Origin of the sequence: Paenibacillus sp. FSL H8-0315, assembly GCF_038005365.1 — a bacterium.
In the GTDB taxonomy this organism is placed as follows: Bacteria; Bacillota; Bacilli; order Paenibacillales; family Paenibacillaceae; genus Paenibacillus_AQ; species Paenibacillus_AQ odorifer.
Genome location: NZ_JBBOTA010000001.1, coordinates 5,115,707 through 5,134,970, shown reverse-complemented (window position 1 = coordinate 5,134,970; position 19,264 = coordinate 5,115,707). Strand labels below are relative to the sequence as shown.

Genomic DNA, 19,264 nt, shown 5'->3' with positions numbered 1-19,264 from the left:
TGATCACCTACCCGCTAATATTAGAATACGCATGAAAGCGTTAACCAATATATATATCGGCGTATTAGGTCTTTTTCCTTAGCTTTACGAGACTTTTTTTACAACTTTTAACCTATGTATGTTTAAACATAATAAATAGCTTGCTGCACCTCCTCTCTTGGAGATATTTGTTAATCCCTAATATATATAACTTATTGTTTGCTTTGTCAAAAAGAAAAACAGGGAGGCTCTTGGATGACCAAAGGCTTCCCTGTTTTTTATTAAAACTTCTTCTTACGCATCATATCAAAGTATGCAACCGGTTGATCTACCTTCATACGAATAGGTTGCAGTGGATGACGGGCAGCATCAAGCGAATTGCCTTTCTCATCCCATATTTCGCCAACCGTTTGCTTGAAGAACGTATCGTTAGGTCCAAAGAATTCTACTTCCTGACCTGGCTTAAAGTGATTGCGCTGTTGAACTAGTGCCGTACCACTTTCAGCATCGTACTCAATTACAAGTCCAGCAAAATCATACGGAGCTGCTTTTTCTTCAGGCTCATAGATATGATCTTCATGATCCGGAGTATCATAGAAGAATCCTGTGTTTAGCGGACGGTTAGCGGCTTTATTAAGCTCATCCAGCCATTCCTGCTTCAATTCATACCCTTCCGGATCTGCCATATAAGCATCAATGGCTTTACGATATGCATTAACGACAGTAGCCACATAGTGGATTGACTTCATTCGTCCTTCGATCTTGAAGCTGTCGATGCCCACTTCAATCAGTTCAGGTATACTTTCCAGCATACACAAATCCTTAGAGCCCATGGAGAAGGGATTATCTCCTTGCTGATGCAGTGGAATCTGAGTTACCCCGGGAAGCAAAGGAGCTGGAGATTTCGCTTCAGCCTGCTCTTCCTCAGACACCCAAGTCCCTTCCGGACGTGCATCCTCAAACAAATCATATTTCCAGCGGCAAGACTGGCAACAGCCCCCGCGATTGGAATCACGGTCGGTGAAATGGTTGGACAATACACAACGACCCGAATACGAGGAACACATTGCACCATGGATGAAGCTTTCGATTTCAATGTCGACATGTTTTTTAATCTCAGCGATCTCTTCCAGGCTTGTCTCACGGCCCAAAACAACACGCGGAAGCCCCTCTTCCTTCCAGAAGGACACCGCTTGCCAGTTCAACGTAGACTGCTGTGTACTCAAATGCACTTCAAGACCAGGCACTAACCGGCGTGCTGTATCTACAATGATTGGATCAGCTACGATAATAGCAGCAATGCCAGCTTCATATAAGTTACGCAGGTATTCTTCAATTCCCGCGACATCTTCATTGTGAGCATAAATGTTTGTTGCAACAAATACCTTAGCGCCATATTTCTTGGCGAATTCAACACCTTCGCGCATTTCCTCGAAGCTGAAATTATCTGCGCCGGAACGCAAGCCGTATTGTTGTCCTCCGATATAAACAGCATCCGCACCATAGTGTACTGCGAACTTCAATTTTTCCAAATTACCAGCCGGAGCGAGGAGCTCCGGTTTGTCCAGACGGTAACGTTTGCCCTTATATTGCGGCTTTGTCATGGTTCCCATTCCTGTTCTCCCCTCCATCGCCCACAAAGCTAAGTCACATGCTATAAATGCTGTACCTAATCTTCGTGGGGACCTATAACCTCTTTATTTTTATCAAACTTAATATACTTGCTCTTTATAGAAAAATCCGAAGCTTAACTCCCGTTCAGGGTCCTGCACCGTTCTGATTACATCCATCCATTCCTCATTGAAGGCATAACCTTCCGGATCAGCCGCATAAAGATCTATAGCTTTACGATAAGTCTTCACAACCGTTACATTATACGCTATCGATTTCAAGAGTCCCTCAATCTTAAGGCTGTGTATACCTGCAGCCATCAGAATATGCAGATCCTCCAAAATACAAATATCATCCGAGCTCATAATGTGAGTGCCGTTCTCGTCTTCATAAATCGGGAATTTCTGGTCATCTCGTTCTTCTTCAATCAGAAATAGTCCGCGTTCCTTCCCGAGACTTCCTCCATCACTAGGACGGCCTTGATGTGACATATAGCTTTCAACAAGCTTCCGCTTGGAATGGTATATATTGGTCATTCCATGAACCTGCACCTGTGCCTCAATCTCCAAAAGCGGAACCATTTCCGTCATTTCATCCATATTCAGCTCACGGGCCAGCACAACGCGAGAAGCCCCCTTGCGTCCCCAATAATTCGCGGTCGCATAGTTGGTGGAAGTCATTTCCGCATTCCAGTGCAGCTTCATTGCTGGCGCTTCTTTCTTCACAGTGGTTAACACTGCTGGATCCCCGAATTCAACACCATCAATGCCAAGCTCACCTAAAGCCTTCACATAGGCAGGAAGCTCATCCAGCAGACGGTTGGACATCAGCCCACCCAAGCTTGCATACACTTTGCAGCCTCGCGAATGTGCCATTTCTACGACAGTCGCTGTATCCTCCAGAGAGAAATGTCCAGCAAGCCGCATCCCGAAACGGTCATCCCCAATGAGCAACGCATCTGCTCCGGCATCCAGCAGAGCAGCAGCTTCCTCCAAGGACGCTGCCGTCACCAGCAATTCCGGTTTGTTAGTCATGTTGTACCTCCTACTTGTACAGTTATTTCAACCGCACCACTCTTCATTTTAATAGTTTATTTCGATTCTTGCTTACTTTTTTCGATATTGGCTAAATGTTCCTTGTAGGTCTTAGCAAATAAATGGCCCTGTGTACCATCTTTTTTGGTCACATAGAAGTAATATTCAGAAGCTTCTGGTTCGAGTGCCGCTTGAATGGACTCCAGCCCCGGATTACTAATAGGTCCCGGAGGAAGTCCAATATTCTTATACGTATTATATGGACTATCAACTTCCAAATCTTTATACAAAAGTCTTTCCTTCTGCTTATTGAGTAAATATTGAACGGTAGCGTCGATCTCCAGCTTCTGCTCTTTCTTTAGGCGGTTATAAATAACACCAGCCACAAGCGGACGTTCACTATCCACCACAACTTCCCGCTCTACCAGCGAAGCTACGGTCAACAGTTCATGCAGAGACAATCCACGCGTTTCTAGCTTTTGCTGCCAGTTAGGAATCGTATCGAGCTTCTTCTGGAACTGATCCAAAAGCGCTTCTACAACTTCCCGGGGCGTGCTATCTTTGGCCAGCTCATAGGTTTCGGGGAATAAATATCCTTCAAGACGGTGGCGTAGATTCTTATCCTGCGGGATACCCAGAATATCAATCCCCTTCAAACCTGCACCAGTATCCATAATTTCAAGAAAAGTAGCCGCATCCTGATTCCAGGCTTCAGCGAGCTTCTTAGCGATCTGCTCAGCAGTATATCCTTCGGGGATAGTAAAGACCACAGTTTCTTCCTTAACTACATCACCTGCATTTAATCTTGCAATGAGTTCATCATAGCTATCACCGGGCTTAGCGATATAAGTACCTGCTTTGAAGCTAGAGCCTTCTTTAGTCCATTTCAAATATCCCTTAAAAAAAAGACTCTTACGGATAATGCCATTCTGCTCAAGCAGATCAGCAATCTCCGCACTTCCCATGCCCTTCTCTATCGTAAATGTTACAGCAGGACCTGCAGGCTCTACCGGCTGCATCCCGTTCCAAATGTACCATGCGCCCCCACCTCCTGCTGCTACCAGCAAAAGAATAATGATTAACACAGTACGGATTGCGGATTTCAAGTCTGGTTCCTCACTTTCCGACTATAAAGTATAAAAGTGTATTGCCTAAAATTCAATATATATTTCCTTAGATTGATGTATATAGAATATTGCTCGCATTTCAAGCAAAAAGAGCGCGGAATTCTCCGCCCTCTTCCGTGCCCATCATAAATGTAACGTACATGTTTAAGTTTTATTCAGCGCCATCTGCTGGAAAAGTCATCTCATCGTATAGCTCAGAGATGTCTTCCCACTCTTCATCGTCCATAATGCTCTCCAATTCCGGAAGTCCGTCAGAAGAGACAACGATACGCAGGATTTCATACTCCACGTCTTTGCCAGAGCCTTTCAGCACTGCATATCCGCGATCACCGACTTCAAATTCGGCGATAATATCGTAAATGGAAGATTTGCCTTGCTCATCTTCCAGTTCTACAGTTTCTCCGTATGCTTCTTTAAGCCGTGAAGTCCATACCGCTTGATCAGCGGATATCTCAGTCATTCTCCGATCCTCCGTCCAACTCGTCGACCAGTGTGTTGAAAGTCTCTTCGACAATCGCCCACTCCTCGTCATTATCGATCATGAACAATTGAAGATCGTCGCCTTCTTCCACATAACGGAACGCGTATACCTCATCGGTTTCCTCGTCCTCGGAGTCTAGCGGAACCACCATCATATACTTAGCGTCCGAGCCATCAACCTCAAACTTCATAATGACCTCGAATTCCTCTTCATTACCTTCCTCATCGGGAATATAGATAATTTCCGGTTCTTCCTCTTGGCCAATCTGTTCGTTTGTCATATCCTCGCACCCCTCACCTTTTACTGTTAGCATCCAAAAAATTTTGCAAAATCAGGGCTGCAGCCATTTTATCCACAATCCCCTTGCGTTTCTTCCGGCTGACGTCCCCTTCAATCAGCACCCGCTCTGCGGATACCGTCGTCAGACGCTCATCCCAAAGGTGTACGGGCATTTCTAACTCTTCCCGTAGCTTATCAGCGAACTCTATACAGATTTCGCCCCGGGGTCCTACTGAGCCGTTCATATTCTTCGGTAGACCAACTACAATCTCTCCAATTTCGTGCTCTGCAACAAGTTCACGAATGCGTTCGAACTCATTACCCGTACCTCGGCGCTCAATCGTTTCAAGAGCTTGTGCCGTCCAGCCAAAAACATCACTTGTGGCTACACCGATTCTACGGTCGCCGTAATCTAAACCTAACTTCTTCTTCATTTCGGATTGTCCACCCTGTGATTGACGAGATAGAATCTAACCAGCTCTTCAATCAGCTCATCACGTTCTTTTCTCCGGACCAAACTTCTCGCATTGTTATGGCGCGGAATGTAAGCCGGATCTCCGGAAAGAAGATACCCTACGATCTGATTGATCGGATGATACTCTTTCTCCACCAGTGCATCGTATACTGCTAGCAATATTTCCTGGGGAGAAGCTTCCTTTTCGTCGCCCTTCACATTGAATTTGACCGTTTTGTCCATGGAGTCCATTTGTGACACCTTCCTTCTGCAAAATCGCCTTTTGGGACGGCTTCGCAAAGTTGCTACTGTGCAGCTCGCTTGCTTCCTTTATCATAACATATTCATGCCCCAACGAGGAAATCCTGCCCGTTATTAACGCTTTTTTTGGCATTTTCTCTACAAAAATTATGATATTTTTGGCTTTTAAGCTATTGTCAAGCACAATTATTCATGAATATCTAACATCCTGCTAATAAAGAGTAGCGGTACTGATATCAAACTCTCAGTACCGCTATGTTTTCTCGTAATACGTTTAGTTAGAGAAATGGTTTCGTAATTTTAACTTAGGCTAAGGAAGCTACCAATTCTTCAGCCTTTGCCAATGCTTCGTTTAGCTTAGAAGCATCTTTACCGCCGGCTTGCGCCATATCTGGACGCCCGCCGCCACCACCGCCGCAAACTGCTGCAATTTCTTTAACGAGTTTACCAGCGTGGAAACCTTTCTTCACCAGGTCTTGCGGTACAGATACTACAAAGTTTACCTTATCATCCATCGCTGCACCTAATACAAGCACTGCATCCGGAAGCTTGGATTTCAATTCATCCGCTGTGGAACGCAAAGCATCCATATTGCCTGCTTGAACAGCAACAGCCAGGAGCTGCGTACCTGCGCCAACTGTCTTCACACTGCTTGTAAGTTCAGCAGCAAAAGTAGCACTCAGCTTGGATTGCAAGGACTCATTCTCACGCGAAAGCTCACGCACCTGGTTATGCAGCGCTTCGATCCGTTTCGGAACGTCATTCAGAGAAGACTTAAGAAGGCCTGCTGATTGTTTGAGCAAATCTAGCTGACTTTCAGTGAACTGGTAAGCGTAACGTCCGGTAACCGCCTCGATGCGGCGCACTCCGGAACCAATGCCACTTTCGCTAAGCAGCTTGAAAATTCCGATTTGCGACGTGTTGGATACATGACAACCACCGCAAAGCTCAAGGCTGTAATCGCCCACTTGAACGACACGGACGATATTACCGTATTTTTCACCAAAGAGTGCCATTGCTCCCATTGCTTTAGCTTCATCAATCGGCTTGTTCTCAATCACTACATCTAGACCGCGCCAGATTTGTGCATTTACGCGATGTTCGATATCGCTCAATTCTTCTGGAGTAATCGCTCCAAAATGGGAGAAGTCAAACCGCAAACGAGCACCTTCCACTAAAGATCCCGCTTGATTAACATGCCCGCCAAGAACTTCTTTAAGCGCTTTGTGCAATAAATGGGTAGCTGTGTGGTTCTTCACGATATCTTCACGCTCCGCACGATCCACTTCCGCGCGAACGGATTCGCCCACTTTCAATTCTCCCGCTTCCACAGTTACCAAATGTACGTGTTGGCCGTGTGGAGCTTTAAAGAGTCCTTTTACCTTAGCTGTAACTGAACCCCCAGTAAGCACACCCGTGTCACTTACTTGTCCGCCGCTCTCAGCATAGAACGGTGTTGTATCAAGAATAACTTGGCATTCTGCGCCTTCACCGGCGACATCTACCAATTCATCACCCACAACAATAGCCAGGATTTTCGACTCTGTTACCGAGTCATTATATCCAACAAATTCACTTTTAATCGTCAGGTCTGCTAGTGCGCCTCCCTGGATCTTCATGCTGCCGCCATCATGACGTGCAGCCCTCGCACGGTCACGTTGCTCCTGCATAGCCGCATCAAAACCTTCACGGTCTACAGTTAATCCTTGCTCTGCTGCGAAATCTTCGGTCAGGTCAAATGGGAACCCATAAGTATCATATAACTTAAATGCATCGGCTCCAGCAATATTGCTGAGACCCTCTGCTTTTGCTTTAGCACTGATCTCACCCAAAATAGCCAATCCGTCAGACAATGTTTCGTGGAAACGTTCTTCTTCAGTACGAATAATCTTTGCGATATATTCGCGGTTGTCCACAACGGATGGATAGTAGACACCCATAATTTCGCCAACGGTTTCAGTCAGCTCATACAGGAATGGACGATCCAGACCCAAGGTCTTTCCGTACCGAACAGCACGGCGAAGCAAACGGCGGATAATATAACCGCGTCCTTCATTAGAAGGAAGTACTCCATCCCCTACTGCAAAAGTAACGGTACGCACATGGTCAGCGATTACTTTAAGCGCGATATCCTGCTCAACGTTATCTTTATAAGTTACACCCGCGAGCTGTGCTGTCTTTTGAATAATAGGTTGGAACAAATCAGTGTCGAAGTTGGAATCTACATCCTGTAGAATGGATGCAAAACGCTCCAAGCCAGCCCCTGTATCAATGTTTTTATTCGGAAGCGGCGTATAGCTGCCATCCTTGTTATGGTTGAATTGTGAGAACACCAGGTTCCATACTTCTAACCAGCGTTCATTTTCTCCACCTGGATACATTTCCGGATCGCTCATATCACTGCCGTAAGCTTCACCACGGTCATAAAAGATTTCCGAGCAAGGACCGCATGGGCCTTCGCCAATATCCCAGAAATTATCGTCGCCCAGCTTAATGATGCGTTCAGCAGGCAGGCCAACCTTTTCATTCCACAGCTTAAATGCCTCTTCATCCTCTGCGTACACCGTTACGGAAATACGTTCCGGGTCAAAGCCGATCCACTCTTTGCCGGTTAGGAACTCCCAAGCCCATGTGATAGCTTCTTCTTTGAAATAATCGCCGATGGAGAAGTTACCCAGCATCTCGAAAAATGTATGGTGACGGCGTGTCTTACCCACATTCTCGATATCATTGGTACGAATACATTTTTGTGAGTTAGTCAGGCGCGGATTTTCTGGAACCTCCCGGCCATCGAAGTACACTTTCAAAGGTGCCATACCCGCATTGATCCACAGAAGCGAAGGATCGTTGTGAGGAACGAGGGACGCACTTGGTTCAATCTTGTGACCTTTACTTTCAAAAAACTTAAGCCATTTGGAACGAATTTCACTTGCTTTCATCATTTACAGCTCCCGTCTCATCTTTTTACTTCGGCATTTACACCGGAAATTACAAAATACCTAAAAAATAAAAACAAAAAAACGCCCCTGAATAATTCAGGGACGATTAATATCGCGGTACCACCCTGGTTATCGCCTTGACCCCACTAATGGGACAATTGCAGACGATCGCCTTGTCGCGGCTGATAACGGGCGCCCCCGGTGAGCATTGATCTCACACTCCGAAATTAGCTTTCCACCGGCCTGTCTTCAAGGTTCTCACAGCCATTACGAAACGTTTCGTAAAGGAACCTTTTCTCTGATCAAGCCATCCTCCGGTGTACTTCATTTTCATCAACGATTTGTCCGATTTGCATTTTAACATTTCAAGTATAGCCAGTGCCCTTGCTTCTGTCAATCTGGGGATGGGCGAATGTGAAGAATAACACATGATTTTTGTAACAGTAAACTTGGACTCAAAAAGGATATAGTGAAATCTAAGGTTAATTTGGAATATTTTGTATCAGGAGGACTGCCGTCGATGCTTCACTCCAAGGAGTTCAATCTATCATCGATTTTTGAAGCAAAGCCTACACACTACCTTTTTATAGCGAGCCTCATTTTTATTCATATTATCTTTACTCTTGCGGTTAATCTCATCCTTTTTGAGCATGGATATTTAAGTTTTATTGCCAAAAACACAAACCACTGGATCAATGAAACGTTAGCCGCCAATCTAGTTGGGCTTCTCTTAGAAGTAATTATTTTTTTGATTCTGATAGCTAAAGTTTCGCCCCGGGATTTTGGGTTAAAAATAGAAAAATTAAGAGCCGGACTGCTGGGTACCTTTCTGTTTTGGCTCGCTATAAATATAGTAGATTTGTGTATGGTACACCTGAATCACTCAGAGCTAACACTTAACAATGCTATCTTCAGCCATTCAAATTTAGTTTTCGGTGAAATTCTAGGTCAAGTCTTGGGAAATGCTTTATTGGAAGAAATCTTATTTCGCGGCTTCCTGCTCGTTCAAATCTATCTATACTTAAAAAAAATCAACAACAAAACTACACGGATGATCTCTGCAATGCTGATTTCACAATCGATCTTTGCCGCCATACATATCCCAAACCGGATTTACTCAGGATTAGTTGGAATGGAGTTTGTTTATGATTTTATCATGCTTCTAATTCTAGGAATTATATTCGCTCTACTCTATATCTTAACCCGAAATTTATTTTTCGTGATCGGCGTTCACTCATTAATGAATATTCAGATAGTGTTTTGGAACAGTAATTTCACGTATACGGCAACTTTATTATGTGTCTTATTACTGACTTGTCTTTTGCTTTGTATAAAAAGGAAAACATTTCGTGCGCAGCAACGGGCGGATATGGGGCTCTGATAATTAGAACTTTAATTATTCACAAAAAGAAGTTCCCCCTTTAAGCAGGAGGAACTTCTATCACTATTACTATAATGTCTCTATTAATTCGTACCCTCTGCAATAGCTTTATAAGCAGCTAAATCCGTATAAACTTCCTCTTTAAGCGGATTGCGTTTATGCTTGATGATTTTATAGAAATGATAACCAAACACTGCAATATTAGCAGCTAAAGATAATGCACTTACTATCCACAGAGCGGTTTCACTATGAGAGGATTGTACAGAGAACTTTGACTCGCCAACAAACGCCGGGAACGACATCGTAAACATCATCCAAATCGCCAAAGTCTGTGCACGATGCTGCAGCCATGCCCCTTTTTTAAAGAAGAACGCCGGGATGGTACAAGAGATCAACAATGCTGCACCTGCATAGAAGGAATGGTCAGAAACTGCATTATATACATAGGCAAAGTTCCAAATGTCATAAGCAATGATCCAGAACCAAAGCTGGTCAGGCCACAACATATCTTTACTCTTATCTTTACTGATCACAATACCCATCCAACCAGAAATCGTAATAATGTTCAGAATACCTGCGATCCCGTTCATAATGTTCCAAGGACCACCTACCATCATTACGCCATCCACCATACCTTGCAAGCTGTACACTTGGAAATCACGAATAACTGCTTCAAGAATGTTAACTGCAAGGATAATAGCCGGGAACATTAATATATATTTATTTTTGTCCCATCCTTTAACATAACGGATAGCCATAAACCCTATACATCCTGCCAAAGCAGAATATACTTTTACCCAGTGAAACCATGTTCCAGTACTGGAACCTTCTCCTGCCGTATTTGGCCAAACCGCTATGGTAAGAACAATAGGGACAACTATAAACAGAATGATTGAGAACCACTTGCTCTTCCGTGCGATTTCATTTACAAACATTAATCCTGCTAGTACTACTAACCACATTAGCGCAGAGTACCAGGGAATCGATTCGAATAAAAACATGTTTTACTCCTCCTTGTAGGTTGGTGTATGTAATCTGTGTCTCAGGTCCAATATAGCCCATCCCTCTTTAAACGATCAAATCGCTTAAAACGTTGATTTATCAGTGTTTTTTTAGTTTCATTTCAAGTTGAGTTTACACAACCCCAGCACTAGAATTCGCCAAACTTTCTACCTTTCTTCTGAGAAATCTATCAGAATACATGTCTTTAGAACTATATACTGCAAACCTAACTTGAATGTAAAAAAACCTTGTCGACAAATTTCTTTGTGGACAAGGTTCCTCTTTAATGTTATTCAAAAGAATCGTTCAACCAAGTGTTTCGCGTATATAATACAATTCTCAAGTGTAGGGAAGTTCATGATTTCTCCAGCTAAATAGATATTGTTTTTCCCCTGCATCTGATCAACCCGTTCATAAAATCCCTCATGTAGCGCATTAGAATCCACATGTGGGAAATGCCTCCAACGCTTCATCATATATAGTCGAATGCTCTCTCCGCCCAGCTCGCGAAGTTTATTTTCTACCGTCTCTCGCATTTCCAGATCAGTCATAGCTTCATTCTCTGCTACATAAACCGTAACTAGATCCGTAGTTCCCATATCTGCCCACCGATAGTACCATGCCATCATATGCCCTTTACGTTCAGGGTACATATTCCGGGGGATATAGCCAGAAAGCTCCGGCAACCCCTTCACTCTATACGCATATACCCTAAACCATTCATAGGTTATATTCGCTAATAAAGTTTTGTCCTCACTTGACAGGCTAACTGTATCGCCCATTTGCTCTAAAGCTGCTGTATAAATGACCTTGTCAAAATAAAAGATGTCCTGACTCGTCTCTACTCGAACCTGCCCATCTTGTTCTTGCTCCATAAAAAGCACTTCACAAGTCAGGCGTAGATCGTTTACTTGGTCGGCCATTCGTCTAATCAGCTCAGTAACACCCTTAGGCCAGGTTATCATATGAGTAATTTCAATAAACGACAACAGATTATCATAGCTTAGAAATTTCAGCACATATGCAGCGGGAACATTATGGATGCCACCGAATCCAAAAGTATTAAAATAATGCATGTAGACCTGCTCAAGGACAGACAGCTTATTCTCTACACACCACTGCGAAAATGGCTGACATAAATCTGGCGGTAAGTGGAGAAAACCCGGTTCTTGGAGAGACTCATAGCGTTTTAGAATATCCGGCAATCGTTTGAATTCTTGTGTAAACGCCTCTATCTGCTCCATGGGAATTTGTGAAGTTTTTCTCCCATTATTATCAAAAAATCCACGTTCTAACAATGGTCCCCTATCCATAAGATCAAAATCTCTCATAAAATCCATCGTATGTTTATAGGTAGGCAGGCCGATTAGCGTCCCCATTTCATAACTTTTTCCTTTGTACTCAATAGAATGACACTTTCCTCCTACTCTATCCGACTTCTCCATGAGGGTAATGTTGGTATATCCTTTTTTCGCTAATTCATAAGCAGCCGTAACCCCAGAAATCCCTGCACCGATGATTCCAATTCGGTCTTTATTCTTCGTGTTTGTCATCATCCGTTATCTCCTTGTAAATAACCATAATGGCAAAGTTTCTCGTTGTCCCGTATAGGCAAGTGCGACATCCGATGGTATTTTACCTTGATTAGGTCCGTCTGTAATTTGCCTGTTGAAGTTGTAGGTTCTCAAGTATTCATGTAAGCGCTTTTCTAAAATTTCAAAAGAATCTATCGTATCATCTACCCAAGCCTGCTGGTAGAATTCTTTGGTCAACACCGCCGCAAATTGCTGCAAGGGCTGAAATATCTCTGTTTGGTCTACCGTTATAGCTACTTGATTAATATTGTTCTTATGTAAAAATTCACTATATTTATGTTTTCCTCTGTCCCAGTTCGTAATGAATTCACGGCTTTTGTTCGTAACCAGATTATCGATATGAAAATCTAATGTCTTCATCAATGGGAGAACTTTCAGATGCATAAAATCTATAAAATGAATGGTAGATTTCCGATTGTATAGCTTAACTAGACCTAGTCTGGAGTAGGCATCATAAATTACATATTGATATACCTTTCCGACCCTCGGGAAAACTCCCAAATAGCTAATACTCTGCTGACACATATACCCGGGATGAGCATTTATCGGATTCTTCATCTTATAATCTAGTATTTTCCGTTTCTCTTTAAATCCTTTAGTGTGAGTGGGTTGTGCGCCATTCCTCTTCTTTGCTTTGATTTGATTGGCGTAAGCTTCACGTTCTATTCGTTTATTTAGTCCGTTTCGACGTAGTACATTATAAATACCGGATTCCCCTATTTGCATACCTTCATCTTGCAGTTCATAAAAGATGCGTTTAGGCCCATCCTCAGGAAATCTGGCGACGTACTCCAAGATCAATCTTTCCGTTCTCTTATCTACTTTATTAGGCATTACCGGCTTTCTTTTCTTCTCCCCAAGTCCATCCATTCCATGTTGTTGATAAGCTTTAGACCACTTATAATAGATCGTCCGGGAAATGCCAAACTCCTTACAGGTTTCGCTCACATTCTTGCTGATGGCCCCTTGCATGAGGATATGATATTTGTTGTTCGCATTCACCTATTTGCACCCCTCCTATCTTTATTTTATACATAGTTAACGTTTAATTCATTACTATTCTAAAAAAAATGGGAGAACGCTCAAAGCGTCTCACCATTCCGAACAAAATGCGTTATGTATTTCCCTGCGGAAATCTCCAAGCAATTTAGTCGTTGGCCATATGCACAGCCGCCATCTATCCCAATTTTATCTCCCAGTGGACTAAACCAGATTTCTTCTGAATCATGCAGATCCATCGTCGAAGTATGACCGAAAACAACCGTTTTGTTAGTGCTAACTACCGGATTCTTATAAAAGGGGTCTCTAATCCAGATAAAATCATAAGGGTCCTGCTGTTTCCAATCCTCTATTAATGGATTAATGCCTGCATGAACAAAAATATGTTCTTCCGTCTCATGATAAAGCGGCAATGTGCTCAGAAAGTCTATATGATGTCTATAGTCCCGCCTAATTTTTTCTTTTAGCTGCATATAATCCTTCCAGCCAAAATCCTTCTGCAAACCTTCGTAGCCCGCCTCGCAATAACTCATCAGTGTATGAAATCCGCCGTTAGTTAGCCAATGGGTATCCAATTTATCATCTTCGCTGGTGAGCGCATCGCAAGCCATTTTATCGTGATTTCCTTTGAGAACTATCGCTCCACATTCTTGCTGCAGAGTCATCACTTGCTCCACAATTCCTTTACTGTCCAGACCTCTATCCACATAATCTCCCATTAAAATAAGCTTATCCTCCGCCGGGCGATAATTCACTTTTGATAATAGGGCATTGAATTCTACATAACTTCCGTGAATGTCACTAATTGCTAATATTCTGATGATAATCACTCCTTGCTCTAAGATGCAAAAAAAGATGTTCCCGCAGGTCTGCAGGAATATCTTTTGATGTTGGGCTTTCTATACTGAATCTATAACTAATGGCTCCTCATCCGACTGTGGAAAAAAATGACGGCTTCTGACCTCATGCACCGCTTCTTGAAAACGATCGCACAAAAAGATCAGCTGGTCGATCTCTTCCTTACCGACCTTTTGCGTGATTTCACTCAAAATGCCGGAATAGGATGCCATCTGCCTGCTATAAATCTGCTCTCCAAGCTCACTCAGACAGATATATACGACCCGACGATCTGTATCGGATGTTGTACGCACTACGTAACCTTTTTCCTCCAAAGTATTTGCCATTTGCGTAGCAGTAGGTCTACTTATCTGGAGCAGGTCACTTAATTTAGAAATCATAACTCCCCGGTGCTGTTTGTCACCTTCAGCCGCTTTCTTTTGCTTCATAACAGTGTGAATGACGTACATCATAACAAACTCTCTATACGATACTACATCAATCGAGTAGGGGCGAGCAGTCAGACGCTTTATATTTTCAAGGGCTATGATCAGCTTCTGCTCTTGATTGTCATGGGTATCCATAGGGCACCTCCAATATACCTCAATCTAATTAGATTACTTACCTATTCCCAAAAAATCAAGTCAAATTCAAATTCTCTTTAAATTAAAATTTAATAATTAACCTGTTGTGCTAATTGATGAATTTGTGTATTATACATAAATGATAGTTTGGCTACCTAATTATTACGACATGAATTCCCAAACTACAATATATAGAAGTTAAAGGAGAGGAACTGCTCTGGAGCATCTCACTCAGAAAAAGAAAGTTACAATTATGATTGCTTTAATGGCGGCTATGTTTTTCGCAGCAATCAACCAGACGATTGTGGGCACAGCAATGCCCCGAATTATTGCGATGCTTGGAGGTATTGAACATTATACCTGGGTAATTACCATCTATATGCTCACCTCAACCATTGCTACCGTACTTGTCGGTAAGTTATCCGATATTTACGGAAGAAAGCCCTTCCTGTTATCAGGGATTGTCATTTTTATTATAGGTGCTTTCCTATCCGGATTGTCGACCAACATTTTTCAAATGATCACTTATCGCGGGATACAAGGTCTAGGCGGCGGGATTCTAATGTCGGCTACCGTAACCGCTGTAGGTGATTTGTTCGCTCCAAGAGAGAGAGCCAAGTGGACTGGAATTATGATGGCGATATTTGGTTTCTCCAGCGTAATTGGTCCTACCCTTGGCGGATTCATGGTAGATCACATGGCTTGGAAATGGATCTTCTGGATCTTCTTACCTTTCGGGATCGTGGCCTTCTTTATGATTTTGAAAATGTTCCCTAAAACAACGCGTTCTACATCTGAGTCCATCGACTACTTAGGCTCCATTTTCCTTTCCCTGACCATCGTTGCGCTCCTGCTGGGCTTTTCATGGGCGGGAACAAAATATGACTGGGGTTCTCCGGAGATTCTAGGCTTGTTTGGGGCTTCCATTCTGGGTCTGATTATCCTGATTCTGATTGAACGTAAAGCTAAAAGCCCAGTATTGCCATTATCCTTATTTAAAAATTCCATCGTATCCATCTCAATGATTGTCGGCTTCCTGATGAATGCCGGTATGATGGGCGCAATGATCTACCTGCCTTTCTTCGTGCAAGGGGTAGAGGGCGTCTCCCCAACTAAATCTGGTTTTATCAATATGCCAATGTCACTTACTATGATTGTACTAAGTACTTTAGTGGGAAGATGGATCTCCAAAACAGGAAAATATAAACGTTATGCTCTAATGGGGATGCCATTCATGGTTGTAGCCATGATATTAATGGCCTTTATGAGTAACATTGCTACGGCTGTAGTCAGCATGATTATCTTCGGGGTTGGGTTAGGACTATCGATGCCTGTATTTACACTAACCGTACAAAATGCTGTAGCGCCTTCAATGCTAGGTGTTGCTACTGCTACAAATACTTTATTCCGTAATTTAGGTGGAACCATAGGTATTGCCATCATGGGTACCATTATGAACTCCTCATTAACGAAAAAATTAGAGGCAGCGGTGTCCTCTGGCAAAGGTCCGGATTTATCCAAACTTGATCCTGAATCCGCTAAACAGCTTTCTGCCTTTATGAATCCTCAAATGCTGCTAGATCAGCCTAAGCTTAAAGAATTGCATGCAACACTGCCAGAGCAAATTCAGCCGCTCTTCAATCAATTGATTGAGATGCTGCGGAACGCACTAAGCGATTCCCTGACAGTTGTGTTCTTAAGTGGTACGGCGCTGTTAGTTATCGCAGCACTGCTCGTTCTGTTCCTTAAAGAGATTCCATTACGTAGTGGAGAGAAAAAAATGGAGACACACGCAGAGGATAAAAACGGGAGTAAAAAACTCGAAAAATCTGTGCCTGCTGCACATTAATCACAAATAACCTTACATTAGAGATGTCCGTAAACAGCTTAGGCTGTGCGGCATCTCTTTTTTTATAAGAAGGGCTAGGATTCGTTTGGTTGATCGTTCAATTCTTCGAAGTAAACATAGACTCCGTTTAACAGCTCCATTAACGTATCCGTCTGTTCTTTGCCCATGTAATCGATCATACCTTTAAAGGTATTCCGGGATTTCGTTACAGCCATCTCAGCCAGATGCTCCCCTTTTTCCGTAAGCGTGATCTCACTAACTCGGCGATCCTGTGCATCAGAAGTACGCACCACATATCCTTGTGCAATCAGACTATTGAGCATTTGGGTAACCGTAGGAGAGGTGACTTTCAGAAACTTGCTAATCTCCGAAACCGTCTGTCCCTTCTTCCCTTCCCGTTCTTTACCAAGCTTTAAAGAAACCAACATCCGGACCTCACTTGGCTTCAAGCCCCAAATCGTGGTTTTACGCCAGTTCATTCTAGCGAATTGTTGGAAAGCCTCCATTAAACCATCCACATTCTGATATTTCTCTTCGTTCATCAGTACACCCCATAAAATCATTTAACACTAAGTATAGCCTAATATGACGTAAAAAAGAATTGATAGATGTCAGATTACCCATTTTCAAAAAATAACTAATGGGATGTATAATATAATAATCATCCTAAATTGAAAGTGGGTATCTAATTTGTCCTTTTCTTACTCTACCTATGACGCTCTAGGACTTGCTTCACTTGTCAAAGCACGTGAAATTTCACCTTGTGAGCTGGTCGAAGCCGCCTTTGCTCGGTTAGATGAGGTCAATCCAGTCATAAATGCGGTGGTGCGCACCCGTCGTGAAGCTGCTCTTAGAGAAGCCGACGAGATGCCTGTTCAGGATAACACTCGGCCGTTTGCTGGCGTTCCGTTTCTATTAAAAGATATTTCCCAATCTATCGCTGGCGAGCCCATCACTTGTGGGGCTATGCTGATGAAGAACAATGTCGCACGGTGGGATTCAAATTATGTTGCACGGATTAGGAAAGCCGGCTTTATTCCACTTGGACATACGAATACACCCGAGTTCGGCTTAAAAAACATTACAGAGAATGTCCTCCATGGCCCTGCTCGTAATCCTTGGAATCTCGAATATTCTCCTGGAGGTTCAAGTGGCGGAGCCGCGGCGGCTGTAGCTTCTGGTATTGTTCCAGTAGCGGGAGCCAGTGATGGTGGTGGGTCCATCCGTATTCCCGCCTCATTCACAGGCCTATTCGGACTTAAACCCACGCGCGGGCGCACACCAGTAGGACCCGGAGTCGGCCGTCAATGGCAAGGGGCTTCTATTGATTTTGCCTTAACCCGGTCCGTTCGCGATAGCGCTGCTATGTTAGATCTGCTGCAGGTTGTGCAGCCGGAAGCCGCCTTCCAGACCCCGTTATACCCGGGCGTATATCTGGATGATCTGTTTAAGCCTACGCAACGTAAACTACGAATTGGATTTACGACGGCTTCCCCAGTAGGTACGCCTGTCTCTGAAGAGGCCGTAAATGCTGTTCTCAAAACCGTGAAATGGCTCGAAGCTGAAGGACATGCGGTTGAAGAAATAGAAAGTCCTGTGAATGGCACAAGACTGATGGAGAACTACTATACGATGAATGCCGGAGAGGTAGCAGCGATGTTCGTCTCCCTGGAGAGAAATATGGGACGTTCCATAACTGCTGACGATGTCGATATCATTACGTGGGTCCTTGGTGAGACCGGAAAAAATGTTTCAGCGGCCGAATTCGTACATAGTCTGGATGAATGGGACGTTGCAGCCGCCCAAATGGCGGAACTGTTTAATCATTACGACTTATATATAACACCTACGAATGCAAACTCTGCTCCCAAAATTGGTGAATTAACGCATAAACCTGCAGAGATAGCAAAGCTGCTGCACGTAAACGAATTGCCAAAAGAAGAACAGAGCCGCTTAATTTACGAGATGTTTGAGTCAAGCCTAACCTATACACCGTTCACACAGCTCGCAAATCTGACAGGCCAGCCTGCAATGAGTGTGCCCGTCCATAAGTCAGCAAATGGCCTTCCGCTAGGCGTTCAAGTCATGGCGAACAAAGGCCGTGAAGATTTATTGCTTCAGCTTGCTGCCCAGCTTGAACAATCCGCTCTTTGGGTCGGCATGACTGGAAATCCGCTGTTCACCTGATCAATTAAGGGTGATGCTCTCGCAGCTCAAGCTCCCCTTACTCTTTCCCGCAAATGCCATAGAAGAAAATATGGATGGCTTCCTCGATGAAGGCATCCATATCTTCCTGTTTGCTAGCTTCGTCTAGAAGTTCACCCGCATTACGCATATACATCCCCATTAGTGAAAGTATCCCTTTGGTGGATACTTTATTTGAGATTTCTCCCCGCGCTTTCCCATCCTCGACCATCTTCACCAGCACCGGCAAAATGTCATTCGCATATCGTTCCTCAATATAATGGAACATTTCTTGATCCTCAACCATAAGCTCCTTCACAGTTGCGGGAGATAAACCGCTGTAAGTTTCCCTCTCCATGGTTAGAATGTAACCAATAATCTCCTTTAGAGAATGCTCTTGATAAATGTAATCTTCAAATTCCTGAATTTCCTTCTGAACAAAGTCCTTAAAAGACTCACTAAGCAGCGCTTCCTTACTGCCAAAATAATTATAAATCGTCACCTGAGAGACCCCTGCTTCTTTCGCAATATCAGCGATCCGTAGACGTTTCGGTTCCCAGTTCTTGAGCATCTCCATGGTAGTTTTCATAATTTTGAGTTTAATCTGTGCTGCTCTCTTCTCAAATCCATTCATAGCTTCCACCCTAACTTCGTTATTAAGTATGCAT

18 protein-coding genes are annotated in these 19,264 nt (G+C 43.5%); 3 read left to right on the top strand and 15 right to left on the bottom strand.

Annotation, left to right across the window (positions count from 1 at the left end; all coding sequences use genetic code 11):
• Positions 1–260 precede the first annotated feature (260 nt).
• The 8 genes from MHB56_RS22275 to alaS form a co-directional block, all read right to left on the bottom strand.
• Positions 261–1,592, bottom strand: a complete 1,332-nt coding sequence (locus MHB56_RS22275) for a peptidase U32 family protein (protein ID WP_036675585.1) — start codon at positions 1,590–1,592, stop codon at positions 261–263.
• A 99-nt stretch (positions 1,593–1,691) separates the two neighbouring features.
• The gene (locus MHB56_RS22270; RefSeq protein WP_076126299.1) at positions 1,692–2,624 is read right to left on the bottom strand and encodes a peptidase U32 family protein; all 933 of its coding nucleotides are present in this window, start codon (positions 2,622–2,624) and stop codon (positions 1,692–1,694) included.
• Between the two features lie 56 nt (positions 2,625–2,680).
• Complete coding sequence (gene mltG / locus MHB56_RS22265; RefSeq protein ID WP_256720991.1) at positions 2,681–3,730, bottom strand: endolytic transglycosylase MltG; 1,050 nt, start codon at positions 3,728–3,730, stop codon at positions 2,681–2,683.
• Positions 3,731–3,902: 172 nt separating this feature from the next.
• Positions 3,903–4,211 (bottom strand): DUF1292 domain-containing protein, encoded by a 309-nt coding sequence (locus MHB56_RS22260; protein ID WP_076104918.1) that lies wholly within the window; start codon positions 4,209–4,211, stop codon positions 3,903–3,905.
• On the bottom strand, positions 4,204–4,512 hold the full coding sequence (locus MHB56_RS22255) for a DUF1292 domain-containing protein (protein WP_038569507.1): 309 nt from the start codon (positions 4,510–4,512) through the stop codon (positions 4,204–4,206). The genes MHB56_RS22260 and MHB56_RS22255 overlap by 8 nt, the downstream gene beginning before the upstream one ends.
• Before the next feature lie 13 nt (positions 4,513–4,525).
• Positions 4,526–4,945: a Holliday junction resolvase RuvX gene (ruvX, locus tag MHB56_RS22250; protein WP_036675598.1), complete on the bottom strand. Its 420-nt coding sequence runs from the start codon at positions 4,943–4,945 to the stop codon at positions 4,526–4,528.
• A complete protein-coding gene (locus tag MHB56_RS22245; protein ID WP_036675601.1) occupies positions 4,942–5,217 on the bottom strand; it encodes an IreB family regulatory phosphoprotein in 276 nt (91 codons plus the stop codon). Before MHB56_RS22245 ends, ruvX begins: the two co-directional genes overlap by 4 nt.
• 314 nt (positions 5,218–5,531) lie before the next feature.
• Positions 5,532–8,165 carry an alanine--tRNA ligase gene (alaS, locus tag MHB56_RS22240; protein ID WP_248547698.1) on the bottom strand — a complete coding sequence of 878 codons (2,634 nt, stop codon included), beginning with the start codon at positions 8,163–8,165 and terminating at the stop codon, positions 5,532–5,534.
• Between the two features lie 520 nt (positions 8,166–8,685).
• On the opposite strand from alaS, the gene MHB56_RS22235 reads away from it, so the two are divergent.
• On the top strand, positions 8,686–9,546 hold the full coding sequence (locus tag MHB56_RS22235) for a CPBP family intramembrane glutamic endopeptidase (protein WP_280752654.1): 861 nt from the start codon (positions 8,686–8,688) through the stop codon (positions 9,544–9,546).
• An 83-nt stretch (positions 9,547–9,629) separates the two neighbouring features.
• On the opposite strand, the gene MHB56_RS22230 is transcribed toward MHB56_RS22235, so the two are convergent.
• The 5 genes from MHB56_RS22230 to MHB56_RS22210 form a co-directional block, all read right to left on the bottom strand.
• The gene (locus tag MHB56_RS22230; RefSeq protein WP_076281112.1) at positions 9,630–10,547 is read right to left on the bottom strand and encodes a DUF5692 family protein; all 918 of its coding nucleotides are present in this window, start codon (positions 10,545–10,547) and stop codon (positions 9,630–9,632) included.
• 294 nt (positions 10,548–10,841) lie between these two features.
• Positions 10,842–12,104, bottom strand: coding sequence for an FAD-dependent oxidoreductase (locus MHB56_RS22225; RefSeq protein ID WP_076184718.1), 1,263 nt, complete (start codon positions 12,102–12,104; stop codon positions 10,842–10,844).
• 3 nt (positions 12,105–12,107) lie between these two features.
• A complete protein-coding gene (locus tag MHB56_RS22220) occupies positions 12,108–13,145 on the bottom strand; it encodes a helix-turn-helix domain-containing protein (protein ID WP_248547700.1) in 1,038 nt (345 codons plus the stop codon).
• An 80-nt stretch (positions 13,146–13,225) separates the two neighbouring features.
• On the bottom strand, positions 13,226–13,972 hold the full coding sequence (locus tag MHB56_RS22215; RefSeq protein WP_341144020.1) for a metallophosphoesterase family protein: 747 nt from the start codon (positions 13,970–13,972) through the stop codon (positions 13,226–13,228).
• Positions 13,973–14,041: 69 nt separating this feature from the next.
• Complete coding sequence (locus MHB56_RS22210; protein ID WP_076134039.1) at positions 14,042–14,563, bottom strand: MarR family winged helix-turn-helix transcriptional regulator; 522 nt, start codon at positions 14,561–14,563, stop codon at positions 14,042–14,044.
• A 217-nt stretch (positions 14,564–14,780) separates the two neighbouring features.
• Here MHB56_RS22210 and MHB56_RS22205 point away from each other — a divergent pair, with 217 nt between their 5' ends.
• The gene (locus tag MHB56_RS22205; protein WP_076192880.1) at positions 14,781–16,412 is read left to right on the top strand and encodes an MDR family MFS transporter; all 1,632 of its coding nucleotides are present in this window, start codon (positions 14,781–14,783) and stop codon (positions 16,410–16,412) included.
• Positions 16,413–16,486: 74 nt separating this feature from the next.
• On the opposite strand, the gene MHB56_RS22200 is transcribed toward MHB56_RS22205, so the two are convergent.
• On the bottom strand, positions 16,487–16,954 hold the full coding sequence (locus MHB56_RS22200) for a MarR family winged helix-turn-helix transcriptional regulator (RefSeq protein ID WP_076126284.1): 468 nt from the start codon (positions 16,952–16,954) through the stop codon (positions 16,487–16,489).
• Between the two features lie 148 nt (positions 16,955–17,102).
• Between MHB56_RS22200 and MHB56_RS22195 the strand changes: the two genes are divergently transcribed.
• A complete protein-coding gene (locus MHB56_RS22195) occupies positions 17,103–18,599 on the top strand; it encodes an amidase (protein ID WP_076281114.1) in 1,497 nt (498 codons plus the stop codon).
• Positions 18,600–18,636: 37 nt separating this feature from the next.
• Here MHB56_RS22195 and MHB56_RS22190 read toward each other — a convergent pair whose 3' ends face one another.
• Complete coding sequence (locus tag MHB56_RS22190) at positions 18,637–19,230, bottom strand: TetR/AcrR family transcriptional regulator (RefSeq protein WP_076126280.1); 594 nt, start codon at positions 19,228–19,230, stop codon at positions 18,637–18,639.
• Positions 19,231–19,264: the final 34 nt, after the last annotated feature.